Annotated in this window: 25 protein-coding genes; 13 read left to right on the plus strand and 12 right to left on the minus strand. The window is 64.6% G+C overall.

The genetic code is table 11. From position 1 onward, the window contains the following. Positions 1-96: 96 nt before the first annotated feature. Together QGN30_RS19105 and QGN30_RS19110 are read left to right on the plus strand one after the other, a co-directional pair. Positions 97-837, plus strand: a complete 741-nt coding sequence (locus QGN30_RS19105) for a FadR/GntR family transcriptional regulator (protein WP_014379516.1) — start codon at positions 97-99, stop codon at positions 835-837. After that, positions 834-1,658 (plus strand): PaaI family thioesterase, encoded by an 825-nt coding sequence (locus QGN30_RS19110; RefSeq protein ID WP_009953754.1) that lies wholly within the window; start codon positions 834-836, stop codon positions 1,656-1,658. The genes QGN30_RS19105 and QGN30_RS19110 overlap by 4 nt, the downstream gene beginning before the upstream one ends. A 25-nt stretch (positions 1,659-1,683) precedes the next feature. Here the strand turns inward: QGN30_RS19110 and QGN30_RS19115 are convergent, their stop codons facing one another. The 3 genes from QGN30_RS19115 to QGN30_RS19125 are packed head-to-tail and all read right to left on the minus strand — an operon-like array spanning position 1,684 to position 4,883. Then, positions 1,684-2,493, minus strand: coding sequence for an enoyl-CoA hydratase/isomerase family protein (locus tag QGN30_RS19115; RefSeq protein ID WP_009953753.1), 810 nt, complete (start codon positions 2,491-2,493; stop codon positions 1,684-1,686). A gap of 12 nt (positions 2,494-2,505) precedes the next feature. Next, a complete protein-coding gene (locus tag QGN30_RS19120; RefSeq protein ID WP_011724876.1) occupies positions 2,506-3,666 on the minus strand; it encodes a thiolase C-terminal domain-containing protein in 1,161 nt (386 codons plus the stop codon). Continuing rightward, positions 3,663-4,883: a Zn-ribbon domain-containing OB-fold protein gene (locus QGN30_RS19125; protein WP_009953751.1), complete on the minus strand. Its 1,221-nt coding sequence runs from the start codon at positions 4,881-4,883 to the stop codon at positions 3,663-3,665. The genes QGN30_RS19120 and QGN30_RS19125 overlap by 4 nt, the downstream gene beginning before the upstream one ends. Before the next feature lie 138 nt (positions 4,884-5,021). Here QGN30_RS19125 and QGN30_RS19130 point away from each other — a divergent pair, with 138 nt between their 5' ends. Genes QGN30_RS19130 through QGN30_RS19145 form a run of 4 tightly spaced genes read left to right on the plus strand, consistent with a single transcriptional unit; the run spans position 5,022 to position 8,892 of the window. Further along, positions 5,022-5,849 carry an SDR family oxidoreductase gene (locus QGN30_RS19130; RefSeq protein ID WP_014379515.1) on the plus strand — a complete coding sequence of 276 codons (828 nt, stop codon included), beginning with the start codon at positions 5,022-5,024 and terminating at the stop codon, positions 5,847-5,849. A gap of 9 nt (positions 5,850-5,858) precedes the next feature. Further along, positions 5,859-7,010 carry an acyl-CoA dehydrogenase family protein gene (locus QGN30_RS19135; RefSeq protein WP_009953746.1) on the plus strand — a complete coding sequence of 384 codons (1,152 nt, stop codon included), beginning with the start codon at positions 5,859-5,861 and terminating at the stop codon, positions 7,008-7,010. After that, positions 7,007-8,116, plus strand: coding sequence for an acyl-CoA dehydrogenase family protein (locus QGN30_RS19140; RefSeq protein ID WP_009953744.1), 1,110 nt, complete (start codon positions 7,007-7,009; stop codon positions 8,114-8,116). The genes QGN30_RS19135 and QGN30_RS19140 overlap by 4 nt, the downstream gene beginning before the upstream one ends. Beyond that, positions 8,113-8,892 carry an SDR family oxidoreductase gene (locus QGN30_RS19145; RefSeq protein WP_009953742.1) on the plus strand — a complete coding sequence of 260 codons (780 nt, stop codon included), beginning with the start codon at positions 8,113-8,115 and terminating at the stop codon, positions 8,890-8,892. Before QGN30_RS19140 ends, QGN30_RS19145 begins: the two co-directional genes overlap by 4 nt. Positions 8,893-8,938: 46 nt before the next feature. Here the strand turns inward: QGN30_RS19145 and QGN30_RS19150 are convergent, their stop codons facing one another. Continuing rightward, a complete protein-coding gene (locus tag QGN30_RS19150) occupies positions 8,939-9,766 on the minus strand; it encodes an enoyl-CoA hydratase/isomerase family protein (protein ID WP_248923592.1) in 828 nt (275 codons plus the stop codon). A 163-nt stretch (positions 9,767-9,929) separates the two neighbouring features. Between QGN30_RS19150 and QGN30_RS19155 the strand changes: the two genes are divergently transcribed. From QGN30_RS19155 to QGN30_RS19165, 3 genes are read left to right on the plus strand one after another with little or no spacing between them, the layout of a single operon-like run. Further along, entirely contained in the window at positions 9,930-10,760 is an 831-nt protein-coding gene (locus QGN30_RS19155) for a mycofactocin-coupled SDR family oxidoreductase (protein WP_014379513.1), read from the plus strand. A gap of 12 nt (positions 10,761-10,772) precedes the next feature. Continuing rightward, positions 10,773-11,570: an SDR family oxidoreductase gene (locus tag QGN30_RS19160; protein ID WP_009953736.1), complete on the plus strand. Its 798-nt coding sequence runs from the start codon at positions 10,773-10,775 to the stop codon at positions 11,568-11,570. A 60-nt stretch (positions 11,571-11,630) separates the two neighbouring features. Beyond that, positions 11,631-12,743 carry a cytochrome P450 gene (locus QGN30_RS19165; protein WP_224112187.1) on the plus strand — a complete coding sequence of 371 codons (1,113 nt, stop codon included), beginning with the start codon at positions 11,631-11,633 and terminating at the stop codon, positions 12,741-12,743. Between the two features lie 4 nt (positions 12,744-12,747). Here QGN30_RS19165 and fadD4 read toward each other — a convergent pair whose 3' ends face one another. Then, entirely contained in the window at positions 12,748-14,274 is a 1,527-nt protein-coding gene (gene fadD4 / locus QGN30_RS19170) for a fatty-acid--CoA ligase FadD4 (protein ID WP_009953733.1), read from the minus strand. A 109-nt stretch (positions 14,275-14,383) separates the two neighbouring features. Between fadD4 and QGN30_RS19175 the strand changes: the two genes are divergently transcribed. Then, positions 14,384-15,001 carry a cysteine hydrolase gene (locus QGN30_RS19175; RefSeq protein WP_020188810.1) on the plus strand — a complete coding sequence of 206 codons (618 nt, stop codon included), beginning with the start codon at positions 14,384-14,386 and terminating at the stop codon, positions 14,999-15,001. Here QGN30_RS19175 and QGN30_RS19180 read toward each other — a convergent pair. Both QGN30_RS19180 and QGN30_RS19185 read right to left on the minus strand, forming a co-directional pair. After that, positions 14,985-15,596: a TetR/AcrR family transcriptional regulator gene (locus QGN30_RS19180; protein WP_009953731.1), complete on the minus strand. Its 612-nt coding sequence runs from the start codon at positions 15,594-15,596 to the stop codon at positions 14,985-14,987. The genes QGN30_RS19175 and QGN30_RS19180 overlap by 17 nt on opposite strands. Then, positions 15,586-16,599, minus strand: coding sequence for a Rieske 2Fe-2S domain-containing protein (locus tag QGN30_RS19185; RefSeq protein WP_020188811.1), 1,014 nt, complete (start codon positions 16,597-16,599; stop codon positions 15,586-15,588). The genes QGN30_RS19180 and QGN30_RS19185 overlap by 11 nt, the downstream gene beginning before the upstream one ends. Positions 16,600-16,776: 177 nt before the next feature. On the opposite strand from QGN30_RS19185, the gene QGN30_RS19190 reads away from it, so the two are divergent. From QGN30_RS19190 to QGN30_RS19200, 3 genes are all read left to right on the plus strand, one after another. Then, on the plus strand, positions 16,777-17,772 hold the full coding sequence (locus tag QGN30_RS19190; protein WP_248923669.1) for an LLM class flavin-dependent oxidoreductase: 996 nt from the start codon (positions 16,777-16,779) through the stop codon (positions 17,770-17,772). A 75-nt stretch (positions 17,773-17,847) separates the two neighbouring features. After that, on the plus strand, positions 17,848-18,630 hold the full coding sequence (locus QGN30_RS19195) for a FadR/GntR family transcriptional regulator (protein ID WP_009953727.1): 783 nt from the start codon (positions 17,848-17,850) through the stop codon (positions 18,628-18,630). Positions 18,631-18,667: 37 nt separating this feature from the next. After that, positions 18,668-19,897 carry a CaiB/BaiF CoA transferase family protein gene (locus QGN30_RS19200; RefSeq protein WP_014382027.1) on the plus strand — a complete coding sequence of 410 codons (1,230 nt, stop codon included), beginning with the start codon at positions 18,668-18,670 and terminating at the stop codon, positions 19,895-19,897. A gap of 30 nt (positions 19,898-19,927) precedes the next feature. Here the strand turns inward: QGN30_RS19200 and QGN30_RS19205 are convergent, their stop codons facing one another. The 5 genes from QGN30_RS19205 to QGN30_RS19225 all read right to left on the minus strand — a co-directional run bounded on the left by QGN30_RS19205 (position 19,928) and on the right by QGN30_RS19225 (position 25,120). Next, a complete protein-coding gene (locus tag QGN30_RS19205) occupies positions 19,928-20,782 on the minus strand; it encodes an acyl-CoA thioesterase (protein ID WP_009953723.1) in 855 nt (284 codons plus the stop codon). A 271-nt stretch (positions 20,783-21,053) separates the two neighbouring features. After that, positions 21,054-21,755 (minus strand): hypothetical protein, encoded by a 702-nt coding sequence (locus QGN30_RS19210; RefSeq protein ID WP_009953722.1) that lies wholly within the window; start codon positions 21,753-21,755, stop codon positions 21,054-21,056. A 62-nt stretch (positions 21,756-21,817) separates the two neighbouring features. Further along, positions 21,818-22,549 carry a hypothetical protein gene (locus tag QGN30_RS19215; protein ID WP_009953721.1) on the minus strand — a complete coding sequence of 244 codons (732 nt, stop codon included), beginning with the start codon at positions 22,547-22,549 and terminating at the stop codon, positions 21,818-21,820. Then, on the minus strand, positions 22,513-23,988 hold the full coding sequence (locus tag QGN30_RS19220; protein WP_009953720.1) for an MCE family protein: 1,476 nt from the start codon (positions 23,986-23,988) through the stop codon (positions 22,513-22,515). Before QGN30_RS19220 ends, QGN30_RS19215 begins: the two co-directional genes overlap by 37 nt. Before the next feature lies 1 nt (position 23,989). After that, positions 23,990-25,120 (minus strand): MCE family protein, encoded by a 1,131-nt coding sequence (locus tag QGN30_RS19225; RefSeq protein WP_009953718.1) that lies wholly within the window; start codon positions 25,118-25,120, stop codon positions 23,990-23,992. Positions 25,121-25,122 lie beyond the last annotated feature (2 nt).

Here is a 25,122-nt window from a genome sequence, read left to right on the forward strand (position 1 = left end):
TAACTGACGGTCGCCGATTCCCGACTCGGCCCTCTAGTTCGGCTAACCTCTAAATGGTTAGTTGATTCGCATATTCGCATAGCGGTGGAGGTTGCAATGGAGGTCACCAGTCTTCGAGAACCGAAGATGGCCGATCGGGTGGCCACGGTGCTGCGGCGAATGTTCATCCGCGGCGAGATCACCGAAGGCACCATGTTGCCGCCGGAATCGGAGCTGATGGAGCGTTTCGGCGTGTCCCGGCCGACGCTGCGGGAAGCGTTCCGCGTGCTCGAATCGGAGTCGCTGATTCAGGTTCAGCGTGGGGTACGCGGCGGCGCCCGCGTCACCCGCCCCCGGCGCGAGACACTCGCCCGCTATGCCGGCTTGATTCTCGAATACGAAGGCGTCACGGTGAAGGACGTCTATGACGCACGAGTGACGCTCGAGGTTCCGATGGTCGAGCAGCTGGCCAAGGACCGCAATCCCAAGGTGATCGCCGAACTCGAGCAGATCGTCGAACGCGAATCGCAGCTGAATCCCGGCAGCGACGCCGTCGATCAGCTCACCGACTTCCACGCCGCAATCGCGCGGTTATCCGGCAACAGCACTCTGCAAATCGTCAGCGACATGCTGCATCACATCATCGAGAAGGCCAACCGGTCGCTGCAGCCCACCAAGGGCACGCGCGCCGAGCAGGCGGTCCGCCGCTCAGCGAAGACCCACCGGATGGTGCTGGACATGATCAAGGACGGCGACGCCGAGCAGGCCGGCGAGCTCTGGAAGCGCCACCTGCAGAAGGCAGAGGAGTTCGTCTTGACCGGCGCCGAATTGTCCACCGTCGTAGACCTTCTCGAATGACCGGGGTCGACGAACAGGTAAACCAGCACGATCTCGAGACACCCGACTCGATACAGGTCCGGTTCGGTATCGAATACGTCGAATCAGACCCGCCCAAGGCCACAGCCGTGCTGTCGATGCCGATGCATCGATTCCGCAATCCGTGCACCGGCGCTCCCACTGTGGCCCCCTTGGCGATCCTCGTCGACGCGGCCGCCGGGATCGTCAACCACTACCGCAGGCGGCCCGGGCACTGGACGGTGTCAAGCGAGCTTTCGATGGACCTCAGCCCCGACGTCGGCGAACTCGACGGCCCGGTGCTGGCCAGCGCGCACTCACCCGGTCCGCTGGGTGCCACGTCGCTGGGGATCTGCACGCTGACCTATCGCGGCGTGGTGATCGGCACCGGCATAGTGCGGTCATTCTTCGTCCACGCCGGCGACATCGTCCCTCAGCAACGGTCGGAGACCCTGCGCCGGTCGGGCGAGACCGCGTTCGCCGACCTGATGGCGGTGCACGTCGCGCAGGATGGTCCGGCGACGGTGCTGGCGCAGCGTGCGGACGGCAACCTGAACAACGACATGGACATCGTGCACGGCGGCGTGGCCGCCGCCGGCCTCGAGCTCGCGGCTTCGGCGGCGATCAACCAGAACCGTTCCGGCGGTCTGCTGCAGACCTCCTCGTTGCGAGTGAACTTTCTGCGTCCGTTTTTCGCCGGCAATGAATCCCGCTACGAGGGCACGCCGTTGCGGGTAGGCCGCAACACCGGCGTGGGCGATGCGCAGGCCACCGGCCACGACCGCAAGGTGGCGATCACCGCGCGAGTGACGGCCTACCGCTGACTGATTCCCGCGCCGGCCCGTCGAGCTACTTCTTCGAGCGCGCCCGGAACGCGGCCACCCGCTCCTTGAATTCCGGGGTCGAGAACGACGTGTATTCCTCGGCCAGCGCGTACTCCAGCACACCGAGCGCGGCCCGAGACAGGTGCATGTTCATCGCGACCTTGCTGGCGCGCAGGGCCTGAGGCGGCAGACCGGCCAGCCGCTCTCCTATTGCGAGCGCCTCGTCGAGCACGGTGTCATCGGTGGCCACTTTGGTGACGAGGTTCAGCTTGTCCGCAATGGCAGGGGTGATCCGATCCCCCAGCAGCACATACTCTTTGGCTTTCATCAGGCCGATCAGCAGCGGAAGCATCGCGGCACCGCCGTCACCGGCCACCAAGCCGACCGCGACATGCGGGTCGGCCAGGTAGCTGTTCTCCCCCATCACCAGGAAGTCGCTCAACAAAGCGATCGAGCAGCCGAGCCCGACAGCCGGGCCGTTGACGGCCGACACCAGCGGCTTGGGGAAATTGATCACCTCAAGAAAAACCGTGCGGGCCTCGGTGATCTGAAACTGACGTGCCACTGGGTCCTCGATGAGGCGCCCGAACATCACCATGTCGCCGCCCGCGGAAAATGCCTTTCCGACACCGGTTGTCACCACCGCCCGCACGTCATCGTCGGCGGCCAGTACCCGCCAGATCGTCGCGAACGCGTGGTGCACGTCCTCGTTGACGGCGTTGAAAGCCTCCGGCCGGTTGATGCTGATCACGTGCACGTTGCCGGTCTTCTCCACCAGCAGCCACGGCGCAAACTCTTCGTAGCCGGGCAGGGTGGCGATCTCGGAAGTTGTCATGTGATGGTCCTATCAGTTCTTCTGGTTGGAAAGGACGGTGACCGCGGAGACCGCGGTCGGCCCGCCGATGTTGTGCGCCAACGCGATTCGTGCGCCGTCAACCTGATTCTCGGCTTCACCGCGAAGCTGGTTGAACAGTTCGTAACACTGCGCCACGCCGGTGGCACCCGGCGGATGCCCCTTAGCCTTCAACCCGCCGCTCGGGTTGATCGGAATCGACCCGCCCACATAGTGTTCGCGGCCTTCCACCAACTTGTAGGCCTCGAAACGGTGTGCGAAGCCCAGATCTTCGTAGCTGATCAGCTCGACGCCGGTGAAGCAGTCGTGGACCTCGGCGACGTCGATATCGCGCGGCGTCACCCCGGCCATCGCCATTGCGGCCTTGGCGGCACGCACCGTCGGCGGAAACGTCGTCATGTCCGTCTTATGCTGGTGCATCACCCGGTCCATACCCAGCCCCACGCCGCGAACCCAGACGGGACGGTCGGTGTAGCGGTCGACGACGTCCTCGGCAGCCAAGATCACCGCGGCCGCGCCGTCGCTCTGCGGGGTGCAGTCGTAGAGCCCGAAGGGTTCGACCACGATCGGCGCGGCAAGCGCCTGCTCGACGGTGATCTCATAGCGCAGTTGAGCTTTCGGGTTGTTCACCGCGTGGAAATGGTTCTTCACCGCCACCATCGCCATGTGCTCCTTTGTCGCCGGAGACTCGTGCAGATATCGCATCACGTGCAGCGCGAAATTGGCGGGCGCAACCAGCCCCAGCGGATAGTCCCACGCGTTGTCGCGGGTCATCGCCGCCCAGTCCCAGAACGTGGTGTTCGAGGAGGTCTCGCGGACCTTGTCGGCCCCGACGACGAGCACCACATCGTAGAGGCCGGAGGCAATGGCCAGCGTGCCGTTCCGGATCGCGTCATTGCCGGTGGCGCAGGCATTTTCGACGCGGGTTACCGGGATGTCGGTCAGATCGAGGGTGTCGGCCAAAATGCCGGACGGGAACCCGTCGGTGGTCGCTAACTCGCCGAACCACGCGGCTTCGAGCTCAGACTTCTGAATGCCCTTGTCAACGTTGGCGACCGCTTCGGCGTAGGCCATCGGCACCAGGTCCTTGATACCCAGTTCGAAGTGTTCGGCGAAGGGCGTCATCCCCGCGCCGACGATGGCGACTTTTCTCATGCAACCGCTCCTTCCAGCGTCCGTCCGGGCCAGAAGGCGTAGCCGTAATCGGGAATGCCGGTGCGAGTGGCGATCCTGCGCAGCACCACCGACCCCGGCTGTCCGATCGTCGCCTCGCCCGCGGGCACACCGGTGACTTTCAGCAGCACCCGCACCGGGCTGTCGTCGAGTTGAACGACGGCCAGGGAGTACGGGCTGGGCAAGTCGGGCACCGGAATCCGCACCGTGGTGTGGGTGTAGACGGTGCCGGTTCGCGGCAGCGACTCGAGCCGGTACTCGGTGGCCAACCGTCCGGCATTGTCGACTCGCAGCCGCGGTGGAAACTGCGGTGCGGCATCGATGCCGGGGCTCTCTTCGAAAACCGCTGCCTCCCAACGGATCTTCGGCTCGAAAGCGCGCGCATACGCGGGCATCGAAATCGGAATGCCGACGCCGTCGGCAACGCGCGCCTTGGGTAGCTCCCGCGCCGGAAACTCGTCGCGGGCGATCCTGGGCGTGGCGCCCCCCTGCGCGAGATCGGCCGCGCTGACACTGGATTGCTCGACGGCGATCAACAAGCCTTGTGTGCCAGCCTCGATCGCATCGGCCAACAGCCGGATGATCGCCGTGGCGGAGACGGTGGGGATGCCGACGGCGTGCGATGTGTCGAAGTCACCCCCGACCTGCGCGACCGGCACGCCTGCGACCGCTGCCACCGCCGAGTTTGGGGCGAGGCCCAATCGGGCCAGTGTGGAACGCACCCCGACCTCACGTTGCAGCCGGGGGTCGACGTAGGAGTGGCGGGCGCCGTCGGCACCACGGGCCGTCAACGGCAGACTGCGGGTCTGGCGTGCCAGCGGGGTCACGGAGGCGCCGCCATCGCCCGTGAGCACCGCACCGGCCCCCGCCGCGAGATCGTTGTCGTCGGCGGCGATCACCAAGGTGCCTTCGCCGGCGCTGGAGATTTGGTCCAACACGGCGGGCGCACCGCCGAGGACCTCGGCGACGGGGGTGTCGGCCGGCAGGGACAACGCGGCCAACAGCACCGCGCCGTTGCCGCCCTCCAGCAGCGGAAAGTCACGTGACACCAACGCCACGCGTTGCGCCGTGGCCTCGGGATCGGCGGCGCGACCGGCGGCGACGGCCATCGTCAGCGCGTCCTCGTCGGGCCCCTTGACCCGCCGGTCGCGCACAGTCCATGGCGGCAGATAGGTGCCGATCGACAGAACCTGAGTCATGGGGCCTCGCTTCGGTCGGGCGGGTTCATCCCTCCCACTAATGAGCTATATAGTTATAGCATTCCTCGAATCACCGCAGCGACGGCGGAAGGCCAACAAACCGTGGGTAGTCCCGATTCTCGCACCTTGAAGCACCGCGTGGTCGTGGTCACCGGCGCGAGCCGCGGTATCGGAGCCGCCGTCGCCGTTCGGGCCGCCGCCGATGGCGCTGCTGTGGCCCTGTTGGCTAAGACTCAGACGCCGAATCCCAAGATCGCGGGCACCCTTGGCGAGACCGCGGACGCCGTGCAACGTGCCGGCGGTCGGGCGCTGCCGCTGACCTGCGATGTGCGCGATGCGGCAGCGGTCGCAGCGGCAGTCGAGGCGGTAGCCGACGCGTTCGGTGGCATCGACGTCGTCATCAACAACGCCGGAGCCTTGGATCTACGACCGACCGCGCAGCTACCGCCCAAAAGCCTGCGCCGGCTGCTGGAGGTCAATGTCGAAGGGCCGTTCGCGATTGTGCAGGCCGCACTTCCGTACTTGCGCCGGTCGGGCAACGCGCACGTGGTCAATGTCGCCCCCCCGCTGAACATGGACCCCCGATGGGTTGGTGCCCATGTCGGGCACACCGTGGGCAAGTATGCCGAGAGCCTGCTTACCTTGGGATGGGCCGAGGAGTTCGCCTCGGTGCCGATCGCGGTGAATTCACTGTGGCCGGCCACCACGATCGCCAGTACGGGAATGATGGTCGCAATGGGCGAGGAAACGGTGCGGGCGCAGGCCCGCAGCCCGCAGATCATGGCCGAGGCGGTGCACGCGCTGGTCACCCGTCCCGCCGCGGCGTGCAGCGGCCACTTCTACACCGACGAGGAGATCCTTCGTGAGGAGGGCCGCGCCGACCTGTCGGAGTACCTACTGGCGGCCAACGAGGATGACCTGACGCCCAACTTCTACCTCCTGTCGGCCCCGGCGCCTACGGTTTAGGAAGCGGCAGTGGTGAATTCGTTCGACGCGTTGAGCGCCCGTGAGCCTGAGTTGGTCAAACTGCGGCACGCCGTGCGCGACTTCTTGGAGTCCGACCGTGCTGAATTCGGCTGGCAGCCCGGCGTCGATTCATGGCTGGCCGGGTGGGACGAGGAGTTCTCGGGGCGGCTTGGCGCCGCCGGATTCACCGGCCTGACCATCCCGCAGCGTTACGGCGGCCACGGGCTGGGGCACCTGCACCGCTACGTGGTGACCGAGGAACTGATCGCGGCGGGCGCGCCCGTGGCCGCCCACTGGACGGCCGACCGTCAGGTCGCACCCGCCCTGCTGACCTACGGCAATGAGGAGCAGCGCGAACGTTTGTTGCCCAAGATTGTTGCAGGACAGCTTTTTTCGTCAATCGGCATGAGCGAACACGGCGCCGGGTCCGACCTTGCTGCTGTGCAAACCAAGGCTGTCCGCGCCGACGGCGGCTGGCTACTCTCCGGCAGCAAGGTGTGGACCAGCGGGGCCCACCATGCGCACCAGGTCGTCGTGCTAGCCCGCACCAGCCCGCCGGATCCAGAACACCGCCACGCCGGGTTCAGCCAATTCCTGGTGCCGTGCGATGCCGAGGGCGTCCGCATCGAGCCGATCATCTTGATGTCGGGGGCTCACCACTTCAACGAGGTGCTGTTCGAGCAGGTCTTCGTTCCCGATGCCGACGTGCTCGGTGAGGTCGGCAACGGCTGGCACCAGGTCACGTCCGAGTTGTCGTTCGAACGCAGCGGGCCCGAGCGGATCCTGTCCACCGGTCCCCTGCTGTTCGCCGCCATCCGCACACTCGGTCGCGGGCCGGTGCCCGACGACCGTACCGCCGCCGACATCGGCGACCTGATGGCGCGGTTGATCTCGCTGCGGCAGCTGTCGTTGTCGGTGGCCCGCACGCTCACCGACGGCGGCGACGCGGCGAATCAGGCGGCGCTGGTGAAGGACCTCGGCACCCGTTTCGAAGCCGAATCCGTCGGGTTGATCGCCGACCTGCTCGAGGCGGCACCGCCGAATTCCGAACTGGAGGCCATGCTGAACACCGCGTGGCTGCACAAACCCATGTTCACGCTGCGCGGTGGCACCAACGAGGTGCTACGCGGCGTCATCGCCCGCGGTATGGGGCTGCGATGAGCGCGCTGGCCGGCGGGGTATTCGCCGCGACCGACTCTCAAAATGACGACACACAGCTGCGCCAGCTCGTCGACGACCTTGGCCGGCGTTCCTATGACGCGGGGCTGGGCCGTCGCGGCATCCCCGAGCAGTTCGACGCCGAACTCTGGCGCAACCTCGAGGACACCGGGCTGGCCAGGCTGACGAGCACGCCCGACATGGGAGCCGGCCCGCACGAGTTGGCCATTGCGCTTTACGGCGTGTCCCGCCACGCCGGCGCGGTGCCGTTGGCCGAAACCGACGCGCTTGCCGGGTGGCTGGGCCAGCAGGCCGGGATCGAGCTCCCCAACGGGCCGCTGACCGTTGCCGTCGCCGATGCCGAAACCGACGGCGCCAGGGTCACCGGCACCGCGACCGGCGTGCCATGGGCTCGAGCGTGCGCCGCCGCCCTGCTAGCCGTCACCACGCCCGCCGGGCTGCGGGTCGGCGTCATCGACGTGGCCTCTGGTGATCTGCAGGAAGGCCACAACCTGGCAGGCGAACCACGCGATTCGGTTCCGTTCGACGTGTCCGCCGACCAATTACACGCCGTAGACCCGGCACTCGGCGCCGAGCTGACTCGGCGCGGCGCATGGTCACGCTGTGTGCAGACCATCGGGGTGCTGGACGCCGCCGCCGCACTTTCAGTCGAGCACACCCGGCAGCGCGTCCAGTTCGGTCGTCCGCTCAGCGCCTTCCAATCCGTGCAGCAGTCACTGGCCGGCATGGCCGGAGAGATCGAAAGAGCCCGTGCCGCTGCGGAATTAGCTGTCGCCGCCGCTTCCGAGCACGGCTTCAACTCCCCCCACACCGACTATGCCGTCACCGTCGCGAAGGTCGCAGTCGGCCGCGCCGTCGGCCCGGTCACCAGCGTCGCCCATCAGTTGCACGGCGCGATCGGCGTCACCAGTGAGCACCCGCTGTGGCTGTTCACCCTGCGCGCTCAGAGCTGGACCGCGGATTACGGCACGACCGCGAACTACGCACGACGACTCGGCCGGCTGGTGCTGGCCGCGGAGGATCCGTGGAGCTTGGTGACGGGCGATCCGCCTGAAGTGAAAACAATGGTTAATAAGGAGAATTGGTGACTGTAGCGAAATTCGACGGAGCGTCGGCGATTGTCAGCGGCGGCGCGGGTGGCCTGGGCGAGGCGACGGTCCGTCGGCTCCATGCCGACGGACTCGGCGTGGTGATCGCCGATCTCGCCGCCGACAAGGGTAAGGCTCTGGCCGACGAACTGGGCAGCGGGGCACTGTTTGTCAGTACCGATGTAACCAGTGACGAGAGTGTGCAGGGCGCCATCGAGCAGGCCAACCAGCTCGGTCGATTGCGCTACGCGGTCGTTGCGCACGGCGGCTTCGGGGTGGCCCAACGGATCGTGCAGCGCGACGGCAGTCCCGCCGACATGGCCGCATTCACTAAGACGATCAACCTGTATCTCAACGGCACCTACAACCTGACACGGCTGGTAGCGGCTGCGGTAGCCGCTGCCGAACCTCGTGAGGACGGCGAACGCGGTGCCATCGTCATGACGGCCTCGGTTGCCGGCTATGAGGGCCAGATCGGCCAGACGGCTTATGCCGCAGCGAAAGCCGGCGTGATCGGGTTGACCATCGCTGCCGCTCGCGACCTTAGTTCGGTGGGCATCCGAGTCAACACCATCGCACCTGGAACGATGAAGACGCCGATCATGGAGTCGGTCGGCGAAGAGGCGATCGCAAAGTTCGCCGCCAACATCCCGTTCCCCAAGCGACTAGGCACTCCTGCCGAGTATGCCGACGCAGCAACGTTTCTGCTGTCCAACGGCTACGTCAACGGCGAGGTGATGCGCCTAGACGGCGCGCAGCGCTTCACTCCGAAGTAGCCGGCGTGGACTGCGGGCCGACCTCGCGTCGGCCCGCAGCGACGGGCTACAACCGGCCCTGGACCCGGAGTTCCGGGTGCACCCAGTCCGGCGAGTCCTTCTGCTTGAACGCCCGAAAGCCCTCGGTCGCCTCGGGACCGAACAGACTGGTCGTCATGCCGATCCGGTCGTACAGCCCGAGGTAGTTGTCCAGGCTCGCCTTGACCAACCCGCGCGCTCCCGGAGCGGTCCGGCAACACTGCGCGAGCAACTCCTTGGCGACGCTCATCAGGTCGTCGTGCGGGACCACCCTGCTCACCATGCCCCAGTCGAGCGCCTCCTGCGCGTTCAGCGTCCGTCCGGTGAACATCAGGTCCTTGGTCCGGACCGGTCCGATGAGCCGGGCCAGCACCTGGCTGTAGTACGTGTCGGCGATGCCACGGAACAATTCGGGCACCCGGAAGACGGCCCGATCACTCACCACGGCGAGGTCACTGCACATCGCGATCTGCAGGCCACCACCCTGACAGATGCCGTTGACCGCGGACACGACCGGCTTGGCCGACTGCCGCAGCGTGTCGAACGGCGTGACGTCGGTTCCCATGGTGGACGCGAAGTCCATCCAGTTGTCTGCTGCTTTCTGACCCAGGTCACCTCCCGGCGCGAAGACGTCGCCGGTGCCGGTGATGAGCAGGCCCGCGAGGTCGGGGTCGGCATTGACGCGACTCACCGCGTAACGGATCCCGAAGTACATCGCGGGCGTCATCGCATTCCGCGCCTCGGGGCGGTCCAAGGTGCAGATCGCAAACGCACCTTCACGTTCGAACCTCAGGTAGGGGCTCCCCAACCAGTCACCGTCGGGTGGGCGCGGACCGCCATTGGGGCTGTCGGACATGTGATATCCCTTCCAAAGCTCGGAGTGTTCCGTCGTCCACCAAATTAGCCAAATAGTTGTATGATTCCAATTCCGCGGCGTAACGTGGCGCACGTCACTGCGTCGCGCCCTCACCATCCCGCAGAGCGCGGCCGATAGCGAGAGCTACTGGAGGCTTAAAGATATGGGTTCACTGGACGGCAGAGTTGTCTTCATCACCGGAGCCGCTCGCGGGCAAGGCCGTTCGCACGCGGTGATGTGCGCCGAGCAAGGTGCCGACATCATCGGCGTCGACATCTGCGAGAACCTCGACATCGTGCCCTATGCACTTGGCACCGAAGACGATCTCGAGGAGACGGCCCGCCTGGTGGAAAAGACCGGCAGGAAGATGCTGACCCGCAAGGCGGACGTCCGCGACAAGGCTGCCCTGCAGGAGGCGTTCGACGCGGGCGTCACCGAGTTCGGCCACGTCGACACGGTGCTCGCGAATGCCGGGGTCGTGCTCACCAACGCCGATGAGCGCGACGCCTCAGAGGCGCTGAGGCTAGGGCTCGACATCATGCTCATCGGGGTGTGGAACGCCTTCCAGGTAGCGATCCCCCACATGAAGGAACGTGGCGAGGGTGGCAATCTGATCGCGACGAGTTCGATGATCGCCCTACTGGATCTCACCGACGGCCGCGGCGGCAGCGACGCCTACCTGATGTCCAAGGTCGCCGTCGTCGGCCTGGTCCGCGCGTACGCAGCCATGCTTGCCCCCGACCGTATTCGCGTCAATGCGGTGGCGCCGACGAATTGCGCGACCCCGATGATCACTGACAACCCGGCGCTGTTCAAAGTGATCGAGGACAACCCCCGCATGGTCAATGCAGTCCAGACCGCGCTGCCGGACTTGCCGCTGATCGAGCCACGCGACGTCAGCAACACGATCCTCTTTTTGATCAGCGACGCGGGCCGTTCGTTCACCGGAAGCATGCTCAAGGTGGACGCCGGCATGGACGTGCGGCGAGGCTAGTCGGCGCGCCGGATGCATTACGGAATCGACGGCCGATCGGCGCTGGTCGTCGGCGGCAGCAAGGGAATCGGCTTCGAGGTCGCCAAACTGCTTGCCGCAGAAGGTGCGCGGGTTGCGATACTGGCGCGGACTAAGACCGATGTCGACGCCGCGGTCGAGGCGATCCGCACTGAAGGGGGCACTGCCATCGGTGTCACTGCCGACGTGGCCGACGACGGGCAGCTCACCGACGCCGTCCGCGAGATTGCGGCCCGGCACGGGGCACCGCTGATCGTTGTCGGGCAGGCCAAGTACCAGCGGCCCGGCGATTTCGCCGATATCACCGATGTGAACGTCTACCGTGAGTCCTTCGAACTGCACACGATGAGCCAGATCCTCCTGCTGCACGCGGTCCTGCCTGCCATGCAGGACGCCGGCTGGGGCCGATTCGTGCACATCGGCTCCGCCACCGCCAAGGAGCCGGCGGGCAACATCCACCACGCGGTGGCCAACACCAGTCGGCCGTCGACGATCGGCCTGCTCAAGACGGTCTCCGACGAGTACGCCCAGTTCGGCATCACGGTCAACACCGTCGCGCCCGGCTGGATCGAGACTGAGAACGCACTGGCCTACCTGGAGCAGCACCTCGGCGCGAGCACCGATCAGGAGCGACGCGAGTTCATGCTGCGCGAAGCTCGGGTGCCGGCAGCGCGAATGGGCAAACCGAGCGAGATTGCCTCGCTCATCGCCTATCTTTGCTCAGAACCTGCCGGCTACCTCACCGGTAGTTGGATCGAAGTCGACGGTGGCTTGCACCGGTCGGCATTCTAACCTTTAGGAGCATACGTGGAAACCCTTGGCGCACCCGAACTTTCCTTCGCCAGCCTGCCGATGGCGGCAGACCGCGGGGTGGGGTGGAAGGTCCTGCGTGACGCAGGGCGGGTGGTGTCCGTCGACGGAATCTTCTATCTGACCCACCGCGAGGACGTGCTGGCCGCGCTGCGCGATCCCGAATTGTTCTCCTCGAAGAAGGCTTTTGACGTGCTCGGCAGCCCGCTGCCGTTGGTGCCCATCTCGTTCGATCCGCCGGAACACACCCGGTTCCGTAAGATCCTGCAGCCCTTCTTCAGTCCACACACCTTGAAAGAGATGCTGCCCTCGCTGCAGCAGCAGGCGATCGAGATCATCGAACGGGTAGCCGCACAAGGCGAGTGCGAAGTCGTGGCCGACGTGGCGATCCCCTATCCCTCACAGGTATTCCTGACCTTGTTCGGGCTTCCGCTGGAGGATCGCGACAAGCTCGTCGCGTGGAAAACCTCGGTCATCGCGATCTCGGAAGCGCCGTCACTCGAGGATGCCGACCTGACGCCGGCACTCGAATTGGTCGCATACCTCACCGAGGCGATCAACGCACGGCGCGCCGACCCCGGGCCGGACATCCTGTCGCAGTTGCTCAATGGCGAGGAGCCACTCGACGACGCCGAAATCATGGGCCTGAGCTTCCTTTTCGTCCTGGCCGGGCTGGACACCGTCACCGCGGCGATGAGTTCCGCACTGCTGGAGCTCGCCCGCAACCCGGAGCTGAGGGCCACCCTCCACGACGATCCCGACCAGATCGATGTGTTCGTCGAGGAGATCGTCCGGCTGGAGCCGCCGGCGCCGATGCTGCCCCGCGTGACCACCACCGAGGTCACCATCGGGGACGTCACGCTGCCCGCCGACACCATGGTGCGGTTGTGTGTCGCTGCCATCAATCGCGACGACAGCGACGAGATCTCGACCAATGACGTGGTGATGGATGGAAAGGTGCACCGGCACTGGGGCTTCGGTGGCGGGCCACACCGCTGCCTGGGGTCGCACCTGGCCCGCCTCGAGCTGAAGTTGATCGTGGGCGAATGGCTCCGGCGCATTCCCGAGTTTTCGGTGAAAGTCGGTGAGGAACCGCAGATTGTGTTCCCCGCGAGCACCTTTTCACTTGAGCGCGTGCCTCTGAAACTGGGCTGATCACCTATCCCTTCGCCGAATATTTGCCGACGAGCTGCTGCTTGTACAACTTACCGGCATCGGTCCGGGGCAGCTGCGCCTCGAACGAGAGAGACCGCGGACACTTGTAGTGCGCCAACCGGTTTCGCAGCCACTCCAATAACTCCGCCGCGAAGCCGTCGTTGGCGTCAGCCGGATCTACCGTCTGCACCACGCCTTTGACAGCCTGACCCATCTCGTCATCCGGAATACCGAAGACTGCGGCGTCGAGCACCTTGGGATGGGTGATCAGGAGGTCTTCGGCTTCTTGCGGGTAGATGTTCACGCCACCCGAAATGATCATGTGATGACGGCGATCAGTGAGATAGAGGTAGCCATCCACGTCGAGATAGCCGATGTCACCGACGGTCACCCAGCCGTGCGCGTCGTGGGCCGCCGCCGTCTTCGCATCGTCTTTGAGGTACTGGAACGAATGCCCTCCCTCATAATAGATCTCGCCGGGCACACCGGGCGGTAGCTCATGGCCGCTCTCGTCGAGGATGTGTGGGACCCCAACCAAGGGTCGGCCGACCGAGCCGGGGTGGGTAAGCCAGTCCTCGGCGCGGATGAACGAGGCTCCCACCGCCTCCGAAGCGGCGTAGTACTCGTCGATGATCGGCCCCCACCACGCGATCATCTGTTTCTTGATGTCCACCGGGCATGGCGCGGCCGCATGCACCACCCGCTGCAGGCTGGAAACGTCGTAGGATATGCGCACCGCTTCGGGCAGTTTGAGCATCCGCACGAACATCGCCGGGACGAATTGGCCATGAGTGATGCCGTAGCGCTGGATGCACTCGAGCGCGTGTTCCGGGTCGAACTTCTCCATCACGACGGTGGTGCCGCCCAGCGACTGCACCACCATCGACCAGAACGACGGCGCGGTGTGGTACAGCGGCGCCGGGCTCAGATACACCGACTCGCTGGTGATTCCGACGGCATTCATCAACGGCATCAGGATGCTGGGTGCTTCGCTTGGTGGTAGATGCGGAAGCTCACGGCGGATCCCCTTGGGTCTGCCAGTGGTTCCCGACGAGTACTGCAGCAGATCGCCTTCGCTTTCGTCGGGGATCGGCGTCTCGGGTTGGTCGGCAACGCATTCCGGGTAGCGGTACCATCCGTCTAGATCGTCGTCGGCGATCAGCAGCAGCTCAGGTAACCCGCCGGGGGAATGCTCGGCAAGGCCTTCGCAGATGTCGCGAGTCGCGCGTGACCCGATCAGCGCCTTTGCTGAACTGTTGTCGACGATGTAGGCGGCCTCGGCGGCTGTCAGGTGAGTGTTGATCAACGCGTAGTACAGACCGCTTCGGCGCGCCGCCCACATCACGGCATGGACGTGTTCATTGTTCTCGAGTAATGCCGCAACCGTGTCGCCCTCGCGAAGTCCGGCGGCATACCAGAAGTGAGCCAGACGATTGGCACGCTTCTCCAGCTCGGCAAAGTCGATCACCGTGCCAGTCCGAGCGAGGACCAGGGCAGGTTTACCGGATGAGATGTGATCGCGGATCTCCACGATTTCACCTTAGAGTCTTCCGAGGTAAAGAAGGCGAAACGCGATATTTTGTAAGGGATCTACCGAATTTTTCGTCACAGGTGTCAAAAAAATGGACTAGGGTGCAGGGATGGCTCCGACACCATGGGACCCCGAGACTACGGCCGTTGTCTGTGTGGAATGTCAGAACGGTGTGCTGGGCCCCGAGTCCGTCTTGCCCGCTTTGGCCGCCGACAGCTCTGAACTCGTCTCCAGTGTGCGCCGACTTCTCGATTCCGCCCGCCAGTTCGGCGCGCGGGTGGTGCACGCGACCTATGAGGGCAACCTCGGGGGCCGGCCGACCGGGACGGCGCGCATCTGGCGGGCCCTGGGCCCCGCAACCGCTCACTGGGCACCCGGAACCGCCTCCACTACAGTGCTTCCCGAGCTACTGGCACCCACCGATCTGGTGTTACCGCGCCACCACGGCCTTTTCCCAACGCTCGATTCCGAACTACTGCCCGTGCTCAAAGGCTTCGGCGTGAGCACCATCGTCCTTGCCGGCGTTTCGCTGAACCTGGCGATCACCCACACTGCCGGGCATGTTACGCAGGCCGGTTTCGAACTCGTCGTCCCGCGCGACGCCGTCGGCGGCACCCCCAAGGACTATGCAGAACAGGTGCTGGACAACACTATTGCCGTGCTGGGTCGGCTGACCACGATCGATAAGCTTATCGGCGAATGGACATCGGTCAGGTCTGACCGTTGACCGTTCGCCACAGCATCTCGGTGGCCGCCATGATCACCGCTTGGCGTGTCGTCGACGGGACCTCGTTGTGGCGAACCATCAGCCATGAGCGTTCGAGCATCGCCATTATCACCAGCCCGGTAGCCACGGGGTCGAGGTCGGGCGGTGTCGGCGCCATCTTTGCGATGCCCTCACCGAGCGCGGCGGCGGTTCGACGGTGCGAGCGGGCGACCGCCGCGCGGAATTTGCGATCGGGAGGCATGTCCTCCGTGGAGCGGATGACGAACGCACCGTTGCGGTCGAGGTAGTCGAAGTAGCCGGCAACCCAGGCCTCGACGTCCTCCCGGCTGGGCGGGCTCCCCTGCTCCATGAAACCCTCGACAACCGCCAGCGCTTCGCGGTAGGTGTCGGTGCCGAGCTCGATGAAAAGCTCGGTCTTGTCGGAGAAGTAATAGTAGAAGCTCGCCCGGGTGACCGGCGCGAGGTCAGTGATGTCCTTGATGGTGACGCCCGAGAAACCCTTGCGCGCAAACGCGGTCCGCGCAGCGTCCAGGATTGACTCTCGGGTGCGGTCGGACTTGCGTGTTACCCGCGGGGGCGAGCCCTCAGACACCATGCGCGACCGGCTCGGCGGCAGCCTCCGGTTCGGGATAAAACCCGCTCGCCCACCGGCGCAGCGCGCGAAAGCCTGCCGCCTCCGAGGTCGCCAGACCCGGCGGTTCGAGGTACTTCTGGTGCTCCCAGATCCGGATGTCGTCGGGCAGGGCGAGTTTCGCTGCGGCCAGGCGCGCCTCGAAATCATCCGGGCCTTCTGACGTTTCCTCGCTGATCCAGTAGCCGGCGAAGATGTCGGATCTGGTGTCGTCCACCGGTGTCGCGCAGATGGAGATGACTCGGATTCCGTCGCGGACGTGTTCGCCGTTGTAGCTGAGCCCGATTCCTGACCAATAGATTTCGATCGTGTTCATCGTGTCGCCGGTGCGGTCCAGGCCGTCGCTCCACCTCCGGCCAAAGCCGACCTTGGCCGACCAGGTCGAGCTGTCGGTGCTTTCACGCAGTACCACGGGACTGATCGGGGTGCGATGGACGAATTGGAAGTGGTGAGGATCGACGGCGTTCTCGGCGATCACCTGGGGATGCACCTTTACCCGCTCATGCCGCGTCCGGCAATCGGCTGTCAATGGGTGGAATCGTTGCGAGCGGACGTGTTCGCCAAGCACCGCGAACGCGTCGGGTGCCGCCCACAATGGATCTCTGCCCGCGCTGTCATGCCAGATCAAGATCGAATCGTTGAGCTCGGCGACCGGGTAGCTACGTACTCGGCGGCCCTTATTGGGCCGATCCTGGTAGGGAATGTGGACGTTGCGTCCCGCGCCGTTCCACACCCAGCCGTGAAAAGGGCACTGGATGCCTTCTTCGACTACGCAGCCGCCGTGGGCCAGGCTCGCGCCAAGATGCTGGCAGTGCGCGTCCAGCACCTTCACCACCCCATCCAGCTGCCGGAAGGCGACCAGATCCCGGCCGAAGTAGTGCATCGGGATCACCTCGGCGACGGCAAGGTCAGCGCTCCAGGCGACCTGAAACCACCCGGTGGGCAGCATGCTCGGCAATGTTTGCATTATCGGAATGTCCTTTCCACGCACGACGCCTAGCAGCAGGACTATCGCGAGGCTACTCTTTTTTGACACTTTTGTCGAAAACGATCGATGCAGGGGCGATGGCGTAGCCACCGGGCAGGAAGTACAATTACGTATCTAACTAGGTTAGTGACGTAGTGCCGACGGATGCGAGGACGCATGGACTGGGGTCTGCCGTGGCCGGGGCCCGCGCTGGCAGCGCAGGCGGAGACCGCCGGCGCGCAGGCGTTTTGCGCCGGCGAGTTCGCCGATCTCAACGCATACATCACCGCGACCGAGATGGCTCTCGGTACCTCGCGGGCGTACATCGGCCCGGGAATCGCATACGCATTCGCCCGGACCCCGTTCGTGCACGCCGCGGCGGTCCGACATCTCTGGACACTCGCCCCGGGCAGGGTCTTTCTGGGACTTGGGTCGGGGACCTCACGGATGAATAAGGACTGGTTTGGTGTCGACGCCGCCCACCCCGCCCCCCGGATGGCCGAACTGATCGAGGCGATCCGGGCGTTCCTGAACGCCGAGAACGGCGAACGCGTCCGTTACGAGGGCCGGTTCTACACGATTGACGCCGACATCCGTGCACCGGTGCTCGGCCGGTTAGACGTTCCCATCCTGATCGGAGCGTTCAACAAGATCATGTTGCGGACGGTAGGTCGCATCGCCGATGGCGTACTGGGGCACGGCCTGTTCACCGATCGGTGGTGGACCGAAGTCGTGGAGCCCGAACTGGTCCGCGGCGCGGAAGCAAGCGGACGCGACCCGGCCGAGCTACGACGTTGGGGGTGGCTGATCACCGCGATCGACAACGACGACCCGGCCCGGGCTGTCCGGGACGCGCGGCTGCAGATCGCCTTCTACTTCACCGTGAAGACCTACGACTCACTCGTCGAACTGCACGGCTGGACAGACCAGGTCGCCCGGATCCGATCGGCCTTCCGCAGCGGCCATCCGGAAACGATCGCCGACCACGTCACTGACGATATGCTGTGGTCGATCGCGATCTGTGGCGACGACACACAGGCACGCGAGATGCTGGCGACTCGCAAACGAGTGCCCGACACGGCATTTGCCTCACCGCCAAGCTTCCTGGTCGGACGTCGACGACGCTCCGGCTATGGTGCGGCCGCGACGCGCGTTCTTTCGCAACTACATTGACGCCAGCTACGGATGCACCAGATGGGTGCCTTACATGGTGTACTGAGTACTACATGTCGAGTTCAGGAGGTCGCGATGCCCAAGCGGGAACCGCTCGCGCCGATGGCCACGTCACAGAATAACGGTGCGGTGCGGTCGCCGAAGACGGCCGAGATCGTGGCGGACACGTTGCGGCGGATGATCGTCGAGGGACAGCTCAAAGACGGCGACTTCCTTCCCTACGAAGCCGAACTCATGGATCACTTTCAGGTCAGCCGGCCGTCACTGCGAGAAGCGGTGCGAGTCTTGGAGTCCGACCGCCTCGTGGAGGTGCGGCGCGGCTCACGCACCGGCGCCCGGGTTCGCGTCCCGGGCCCCGAGATCGTCGCGCGGCCGGCGGGCTTCCTGCTCGAGATGGCGGGAACGACGCTCGCGGACGTGATGACGGCACGGATGGGCATTGAACCGTATGCGGCCCGGCTGCTCGCAGAGGATGGCACCGCTGCGGCCCACCGCGAGTTACGCGAACTCATCGAGGAGATCCCCGCTGCATGGGAGACCGGCAAGCTGGGCGCGGCGTCCACCGCATTGCACCGCCGGCTAGTCGAACTGTCGGGCAACGCGACACTGACCGTGATCGTCGGCATGCTGCACGAAATCTTCGAAAGGCACATGACCGCAGCATTTCTCAGCGTTCAGAACGTCGTGCCCAAGGCTCAGTACACCAAGCTGATGCGGTCCTACACCCGACTCGCCGACTTGGTGGCCGCCCGGGACGGCGCCGAGGCCGAGGCGCATTGGCGGCGACACATGGAGAACGCCAGCGCTGAGCTACTCAAGGGCCACGAGAAGACGAAGGTCCGAGACATCATGCACTGAGTGGGCACCGTGCCCACCCTCACTTGAAGGACATCTGATGCGTAAACCGCTCACCGGAGTTCGCGTGCTGGAGGTCGCCCAGTTCACCTTCGTTCCCTCGGCAGGCGCTGTGCTCGCCGACTGGGGCGCCGACGTGGTGAAGATCGAGCATCCTGTCACCGGCGATGCCCAGCGCGGCTTGGTCAAAGTGTTGGGAGCCGCGGCAACTGTACCCGGATCGTCGTTCGCGCCGATCATGGAAGCCCCCAACCGCGGAAAGCGCAGTGTCGGCCTGGCCCTGGACAATTCCGAGGCGCGTCCCCTGCTCGACGAACTGATTCGGCGAAGCGACGTGTTCCTGACGAACTACCTGCCGTCGACGCGGAAGAAGCTGTCCATCGACGTCGACGACGTCCGCCGAATCAACCCCGCCATAATCTATGTCGTCGGCAGCGGCTTCGGACTGAAAGGGCCCGACCGGGATGCGGGGGCCTATGACGCGACGGCGTTCTGGGCCCGTGGTGGCAGCGCGGACGGCCTCACGTCGCCCGATGCCGCACACAGTGCGTTCATGCCCGCCGGGGCTTACGGGGACAACATCGGCGGCATCACCATCGCCGGCGCCGTGGCGGCGGCACTCTACGGCAGACAGGCCACCGGGGAACCGTCCGTGCTCGACGTCTCGCTCTTGGCGGTCGGCGCTTGGACAACCCAGTTCAACGTGAACATGGCGATGCTGATGGGCGGCCCGCTGCCGAAGGTAGAACGCCGAACCCAGGCCCCGGGCAACCCGCTCACCGGCGCTTATCGGACTTCGGACGGAAGGTTCGTCCAGTTGTCAATGTTGCAGCCGACGCGGTACTGGCCGGAGTTCTGCCGGCTGATGGGTCTGCACGAGGTCGCTGAAGATCCGCGGTTCACAACGCTCGACGCGATGGCCGAGCACAGCGAAACTGCTCAACAAATCGTTGCGGACGCGATCGGCAGGTTGAGTTTCGCTGCATGCCAAGCGTTATTACGCAAGGGCAGAGGGCAGTGGGCCCCGGTGCAGGATGCCTGGGAAATAGCCAATGACGAAGCACTGACTGCCAACGGTCGCATCGCCGAAATCGTCGATGCCGAAGGTCATCCGCAGAAGTTGGTCGCCAGCCCGGCGCAGTTCGACGACGATCCAGCCAGCCTAACCAGAGCACCGCAATTCGCGGAGCACACCGACGCAGTACTGCGCGAACTGGGCATCGATGACGACCGCCTTATTGAACTAAAGATCGCCGGCGTGATCACGTAATCGCGGCGCTGCCAACGCCATTGATCCGCTTCACTGTCGCTGCTCAGCGAAGTAACCCTCCTGGGTTGCGATGCACACCAATTCGCCCGACCGGTTGTACAGGGTCCCGGTGGCCAAACCGCGGCGGCCCACAATGCTCGGCGAGAACTGGTCGAAGAGCAGCCAGTCAGTAAAATCGGCAGCGCGGTGAAACCAGATGGTGTGGTCGACTAGCGCCGAGAGCCGAGGCCCCACCGGTGTGGTGCGCATCGTCGTCATCACGCACTCGAGCAGTGTGAGCGCGCTGAGATAGGCCACCACACAACTGTTGACCAACGGATCGTCGGTGACCTCGCCGTTCGCACGAAGCCAGATCCGAAGCCGCGGCGGCGGCGGGTCGGAGAGATCAAGGGCGACCCGAGGCGGCGCGTCGAGGTACCGCATGGTGAATGGACGTTGCTGCGGCCACCAGTCACCGAATTCCTCGGCGTAGGGCGTCAAGAGATCCTCGAGTCCGTGGACCGCGGACGGCCCCGCCACGTCAGGCATTCTTTGTTGCCAGTCGACGTCGTCGGCGATGATTGTGAATGAGGCGAGCGCCTCGAAGAGGACGACTCCCGACTGGCTCGCGGTCACCCGACGCGAGGAGATGGTGCCGCCGTCACGTAGCGGGGTCACGTCATACTGGATCGGCTGCCTTGCGTCACCACGCCGCAGAAAGTACATGTGCATGCTGTGCGCCAGTCGCCCGGGTGTCGTCCGCCCGGCCGCCATCAACGCCTGAGCGGCGACCTGGCTTCCGATGATGTGGTGGTTGGGGGTGTCGGGTTGAGTGCCCACGAACGCTGCGTCATCGATCTGCTGCAGGTCCAACAGACTCAGCACGTCTTCGAGCGTCGAGATCATGTAGCCAAGCTAAGCACGCGGCCGGCGGCCGCACCCGGCGGCACCGCAGTTCTCGACGAACCCTTCCGACCGCGGAAAGCTAGCGAACCCCAAAGGCAAAGCTATTCATGCAAATTCGTAGGGTGTGCACACATCGGAGGCTGGACCGACGCACCGCACGTGCGTCCGCTCCCAGATTAAAACCACTGTTGTGCTGCGTCATCCGGGAGCCATGTCACGGTTTATCACCCAGCCAGACCCTCAGGAGATATCTGCCTGTGCCATCTTGGCCTCAAACTGGGTCGAATGCCGAGATAAGCCAACGGTTGCCGACCTTGTCCATGGTCACCCGGACGGTGGATGCGGTATCGGTGGGCGCATCGTTGCCAACGGACACAGTCTGGTCGACATACACCAGCGCGACCGCGTGGTTTGGGTTCGCCGACACCGAGGCGGCGGCGGGAACGGTAGCGACCGCCGAGATGTGGTCTTTCTTCGCGCCTGGTATCACCACATCCTGGACTAACTGTGTGTAGGAGTCCTTGAACTTGCCGGTCAGCCGATCGCGGGCGGCGCCTAGGTCCTTTTCGACGGTGTCGGGTCGGTAGGACAGTATCGCAACGCTGGAATCCTTGGCGGCGGCGACTGACTCGATTTCGGCCGCCCTGGACAGAAGGTTCGAAGCGGCTTGCCACTTGAGAAAGCCCGTGGCCACAGCGATCAGCAAAGCTGATATAGGCAGCACCCCGAAGACCAGCAGCCGCGACCATCCGATCCGGCGCTTACGCGGCCGGGGTTCAACGTCTCTGGAATCTTCCGTTTCGGGATCGTCGGCGGATTCGTCCTCCGATTCGGCAACGTCTTCGGTACTGACCGTGTCCGTGCCGTCCCCGGTCTCGTCGGTTTCGTCGGTCTCAGTATCGATTTGCTGAGTGGCCTGCTCATCGACCTGTGTTTCGTCCCGCTCTACGGCGGAATCGGATATAACCCGCACTGCGATGGTTCCTTATCTGGTTCGTGGTCTTGATCGTCGGCGCTGGCCAGGGCGCGGCCCCGTCACGGTACGAATGCGACGTTGGAGACTTTCATGTCGTTTCCGACCTTCTGTACGATGACGCGCATCCGCCAATGCCGCGGGTCCTGTTCGGCTGCACCGAGATTCGAGGTCTTTACCGACACAGCGACTAGCACTTGGGCTTCGTTCCCCGATTGCGACTCCAGGCCCGCCTCGGTAATTGTCCCGACCGATTTCGACTGCGCTTTCTTGACGACGTCGATGAAGGGTTTGGATCGATGAGAAAAGTCGTCGTAGAAAGTGCCCGTCGCTGAGTCCAGGATGCGTTGGACGTCGGCATCGGCGTGCTGCCAGTCGATTGTCGTCAGGTTCAGCGCGCCTTGCCTGCCGATGCGAACCATCAGTTCGCGCTGTTGTTGGGCCTGGTGTGACTGGTACGTCTGATACCCGAACCAGCCCCCGAGCGCCGCCAGGCCGACAACTGTGACCAACCCGAACACTGTCGCCAACAGCGCAGGCGAGCGTAGTTTCTTGGCCGGCACAGGGTCTTCGGCATCCGGTTCGGCAGCGTCATCAACCGAGGCGTCGTAATCCTCGACTTCGTCGTCCGGCGCCTCGACTGTCGGGTTGTCCGAAGCGGGCGCCTCAGCGGTCGTCTCATCAGCTGTGACCGCTTCCGATGAACCCTCGTCCGGGGGACCGGCCGATGCGGACGTTCCCGCCAGGTCCGTCTCGCTCAGTTTCTCTTGGGTGGCATCAGCATGCTCTGCCATGTTTGCCCTTTCTTGGTGCCGACAGCTAGGTCGGTCTGGGTGTACATCCGGCCGTCTGGCCCCATATACATGCCCGTGGCGGGATCGTATTGGACGGCCGCTATCGGCGGTGGCGCCGGGCCCGGCGGCGACGGTGGGGGGACCTGTCCGGGCGGCTCCTCGCCCGGTCTGTACTGGGGCACGTCCTGCCCGGAATACGTCGCGTTCGGATCACCCTTCCAGTTGAAGCCGTCGTTAAGCGGAACGTAGGTTTGGTCGCTTTCGCACATCTTGACGGTCGGCGCGCGTTTGCCGGGGCGCGTTTCGCAGGGCATGTTGTGGGCACCGCGCACGTTGAGCACCGAGTCTTGCGGTACCCGGCAATAGATGTCGCCGTTAGGGGAGTCCGGATAGTCCTCGTAGCTGGCAGCGCGCTGCTGTTGGATGGGCAGGAATCCGGTGGTGCATGGGGGCGGCCAGTTGAGGTTCAGATTGAAGCTCAGGAACGCGCCGTTGTAATCCTGCTTGGTGTTGCGGTTGGCCACCCCGGTCGCTTGGATTTCGGCCACCCCCTGGGGCAGCTCGACCAATAAGGATTCGAGGTTGTCGCGGTAGGTGACGCCTACCTGCCCGACACTGACCAGATTGGCCAGCACGATCGGCAGCGTGGGGCTCAGCCGGTCGAACAATTGCCGGGCCTCGGCGGCCGCCGGGCCGCCTTCTCGTAGCAGACCTGCGACCGAGGAGTCGTTATCGCGCAGCTCGGAGGTGATCGTCGCCAGGTGTGCGGCCCAAGCTTGGACCGAGTCTGCTGACTGGGTCTGGCTGTCCAGCAGCGGCTTTGACCCATCGATCAGGTTGACTAGCGCGTCGAGGTTCTGACGGCTGTCGGTCGCCAACTTCGCCGTTCCGCTGACCAGCCGGGAAAGCTCCGGGCCGAGCCCGCCCACGGCCGTATAGGACTCGTCGACAACCGTTTTGAGGTTGTCACGCGGGATTACGGTAAGGCCACGGTTCGTGGCCGCCAGGAGTGAATTGATGTCTGGTGGAACATAACTACGGTCGACCGGGATCACGTCACCGTTTTTCAGTGACGGCCCCTGCCCACCACGTGGCAGCAGCTCGACATATTGCTCGCCGACCGCCGAGACACTGTGGACCTGCGCATTCAGGTTGGCAGGAATGTGGACATCAGAATTGAGCTGAAGCACGGCCTCGGCGCCGGTCGCAGTCAGCTTTACCGCTTGCACGCGACCCACCTCGACGCCTCGGTAGGTGACGTTGCCGCCTGGGTAAAGGCCGCCGGCTTGAGGTAGCTCCACCGTGACCGTGTAGCGGTCGACCCCGAAGAATACCGTCGGTATCTGCATGTAGTCGAAGAACATGAGCGAGGCTGCGCTCAGGCTGATCACCGTGAAAATGGCCAGCTGGATCTTGGTGCGCCGGGTCAGATGCAGCATCTCAGCGCCCCTGGTCGAAATGGTAGGGAACAACCAAGGGGTTGCCAGGGTTGTACGGCCCGCCCCCGGTGCAGGGGCTGGGCAATTGCCCGATGGTGCGGCCCCACTGCAACTCAAGCTCAGTCAGATTGCACTCGAAGCGGGTGCCGGTTAAGAACGACGCGTCGAGCCGACTCAGCGTCAAGTCGATTACCGCCGTCAAGTTCGCGTAGTCGCCACGTATCCATTTGCTGAGCGTCTCCGCGGGGAAGGGGAATGTCCCGAGGAAGCCTAACGATCGGGTCAACGCCGGCCCTGCATCGGCCAGCGATTGCAGCACGGGGCCAAGGTCTTTCAATTCCTTGATCAGGTTTTCCTTGGTCTTGTTAACCGAGTCAGCGGCGAGCGCGCTCAACTGGCCGACTTCACCGAGGGCGTTGGCGAGGTTGTCTCGCTCGTCTTTGAGCACGGTCAATGCTTGCGGAATGGTCTTCAGTGCCTTGTCGATAATCGGTTTCTGATCGGCAAATTGACCGACAAGATTGTTGAGGTGGTCCGTTGCGGCGATGATGTCGCTTTTTTGGTCGTTGAGGTAGCCGACGAATGTATCGAGCTGATTCAGCAGGTTTCGCAGATCTTGTTCGCGCCCACTGAAAGCAGTACTCAACGTCTTGGTGATGTCTTGAACCTGACCCAGGCCGCCGCCGTTGAGCAGCAGCGACACGGCGGCCAGTGTCCGCTCGGTGGACGGATAGGCGCCAGCCGACGACAGCGGAATCAACGACCCGTTCTTCAGCTTGCCCTGCGGCGCTACTCCCGCAGGAGGCGCCAGTTCGACATGCACCGAACCGAGCAAGCTGGTTTGACCGAGGGTAGCGGTTGCATTGGCGGGTAGGTCGACATCGCCGTCGATCGTCATGGTAACCAGCGCATTCCAACCCTGGAGTTCTATGTCGATGACATTGCCGACCGTCACATCGTTTACCCGGACCCGCGAATTGCGTTGCAGATTCTGCACATCGGGCATCTGCGCCCGAATGGTATACGCGCCCGGGCCGCCGCCTTTGGTGCCCGGCAAATTGAACGAGTTCAGGCCCCGAAACCCGCAGCCGGACAGTGTTGCGAGCGCCACCGCCGCCAGTAGCGCCGCCATCA

The organism is Mycobacterium sp. 3-98, from assembly GCF_035918355.1.
GTDB lineage: Bacteria > Actinomycetota > Actinomycetes > Mycobacteriales > Mycobacteriaceae > Mycobacterium > Mycobacterium intracellulare.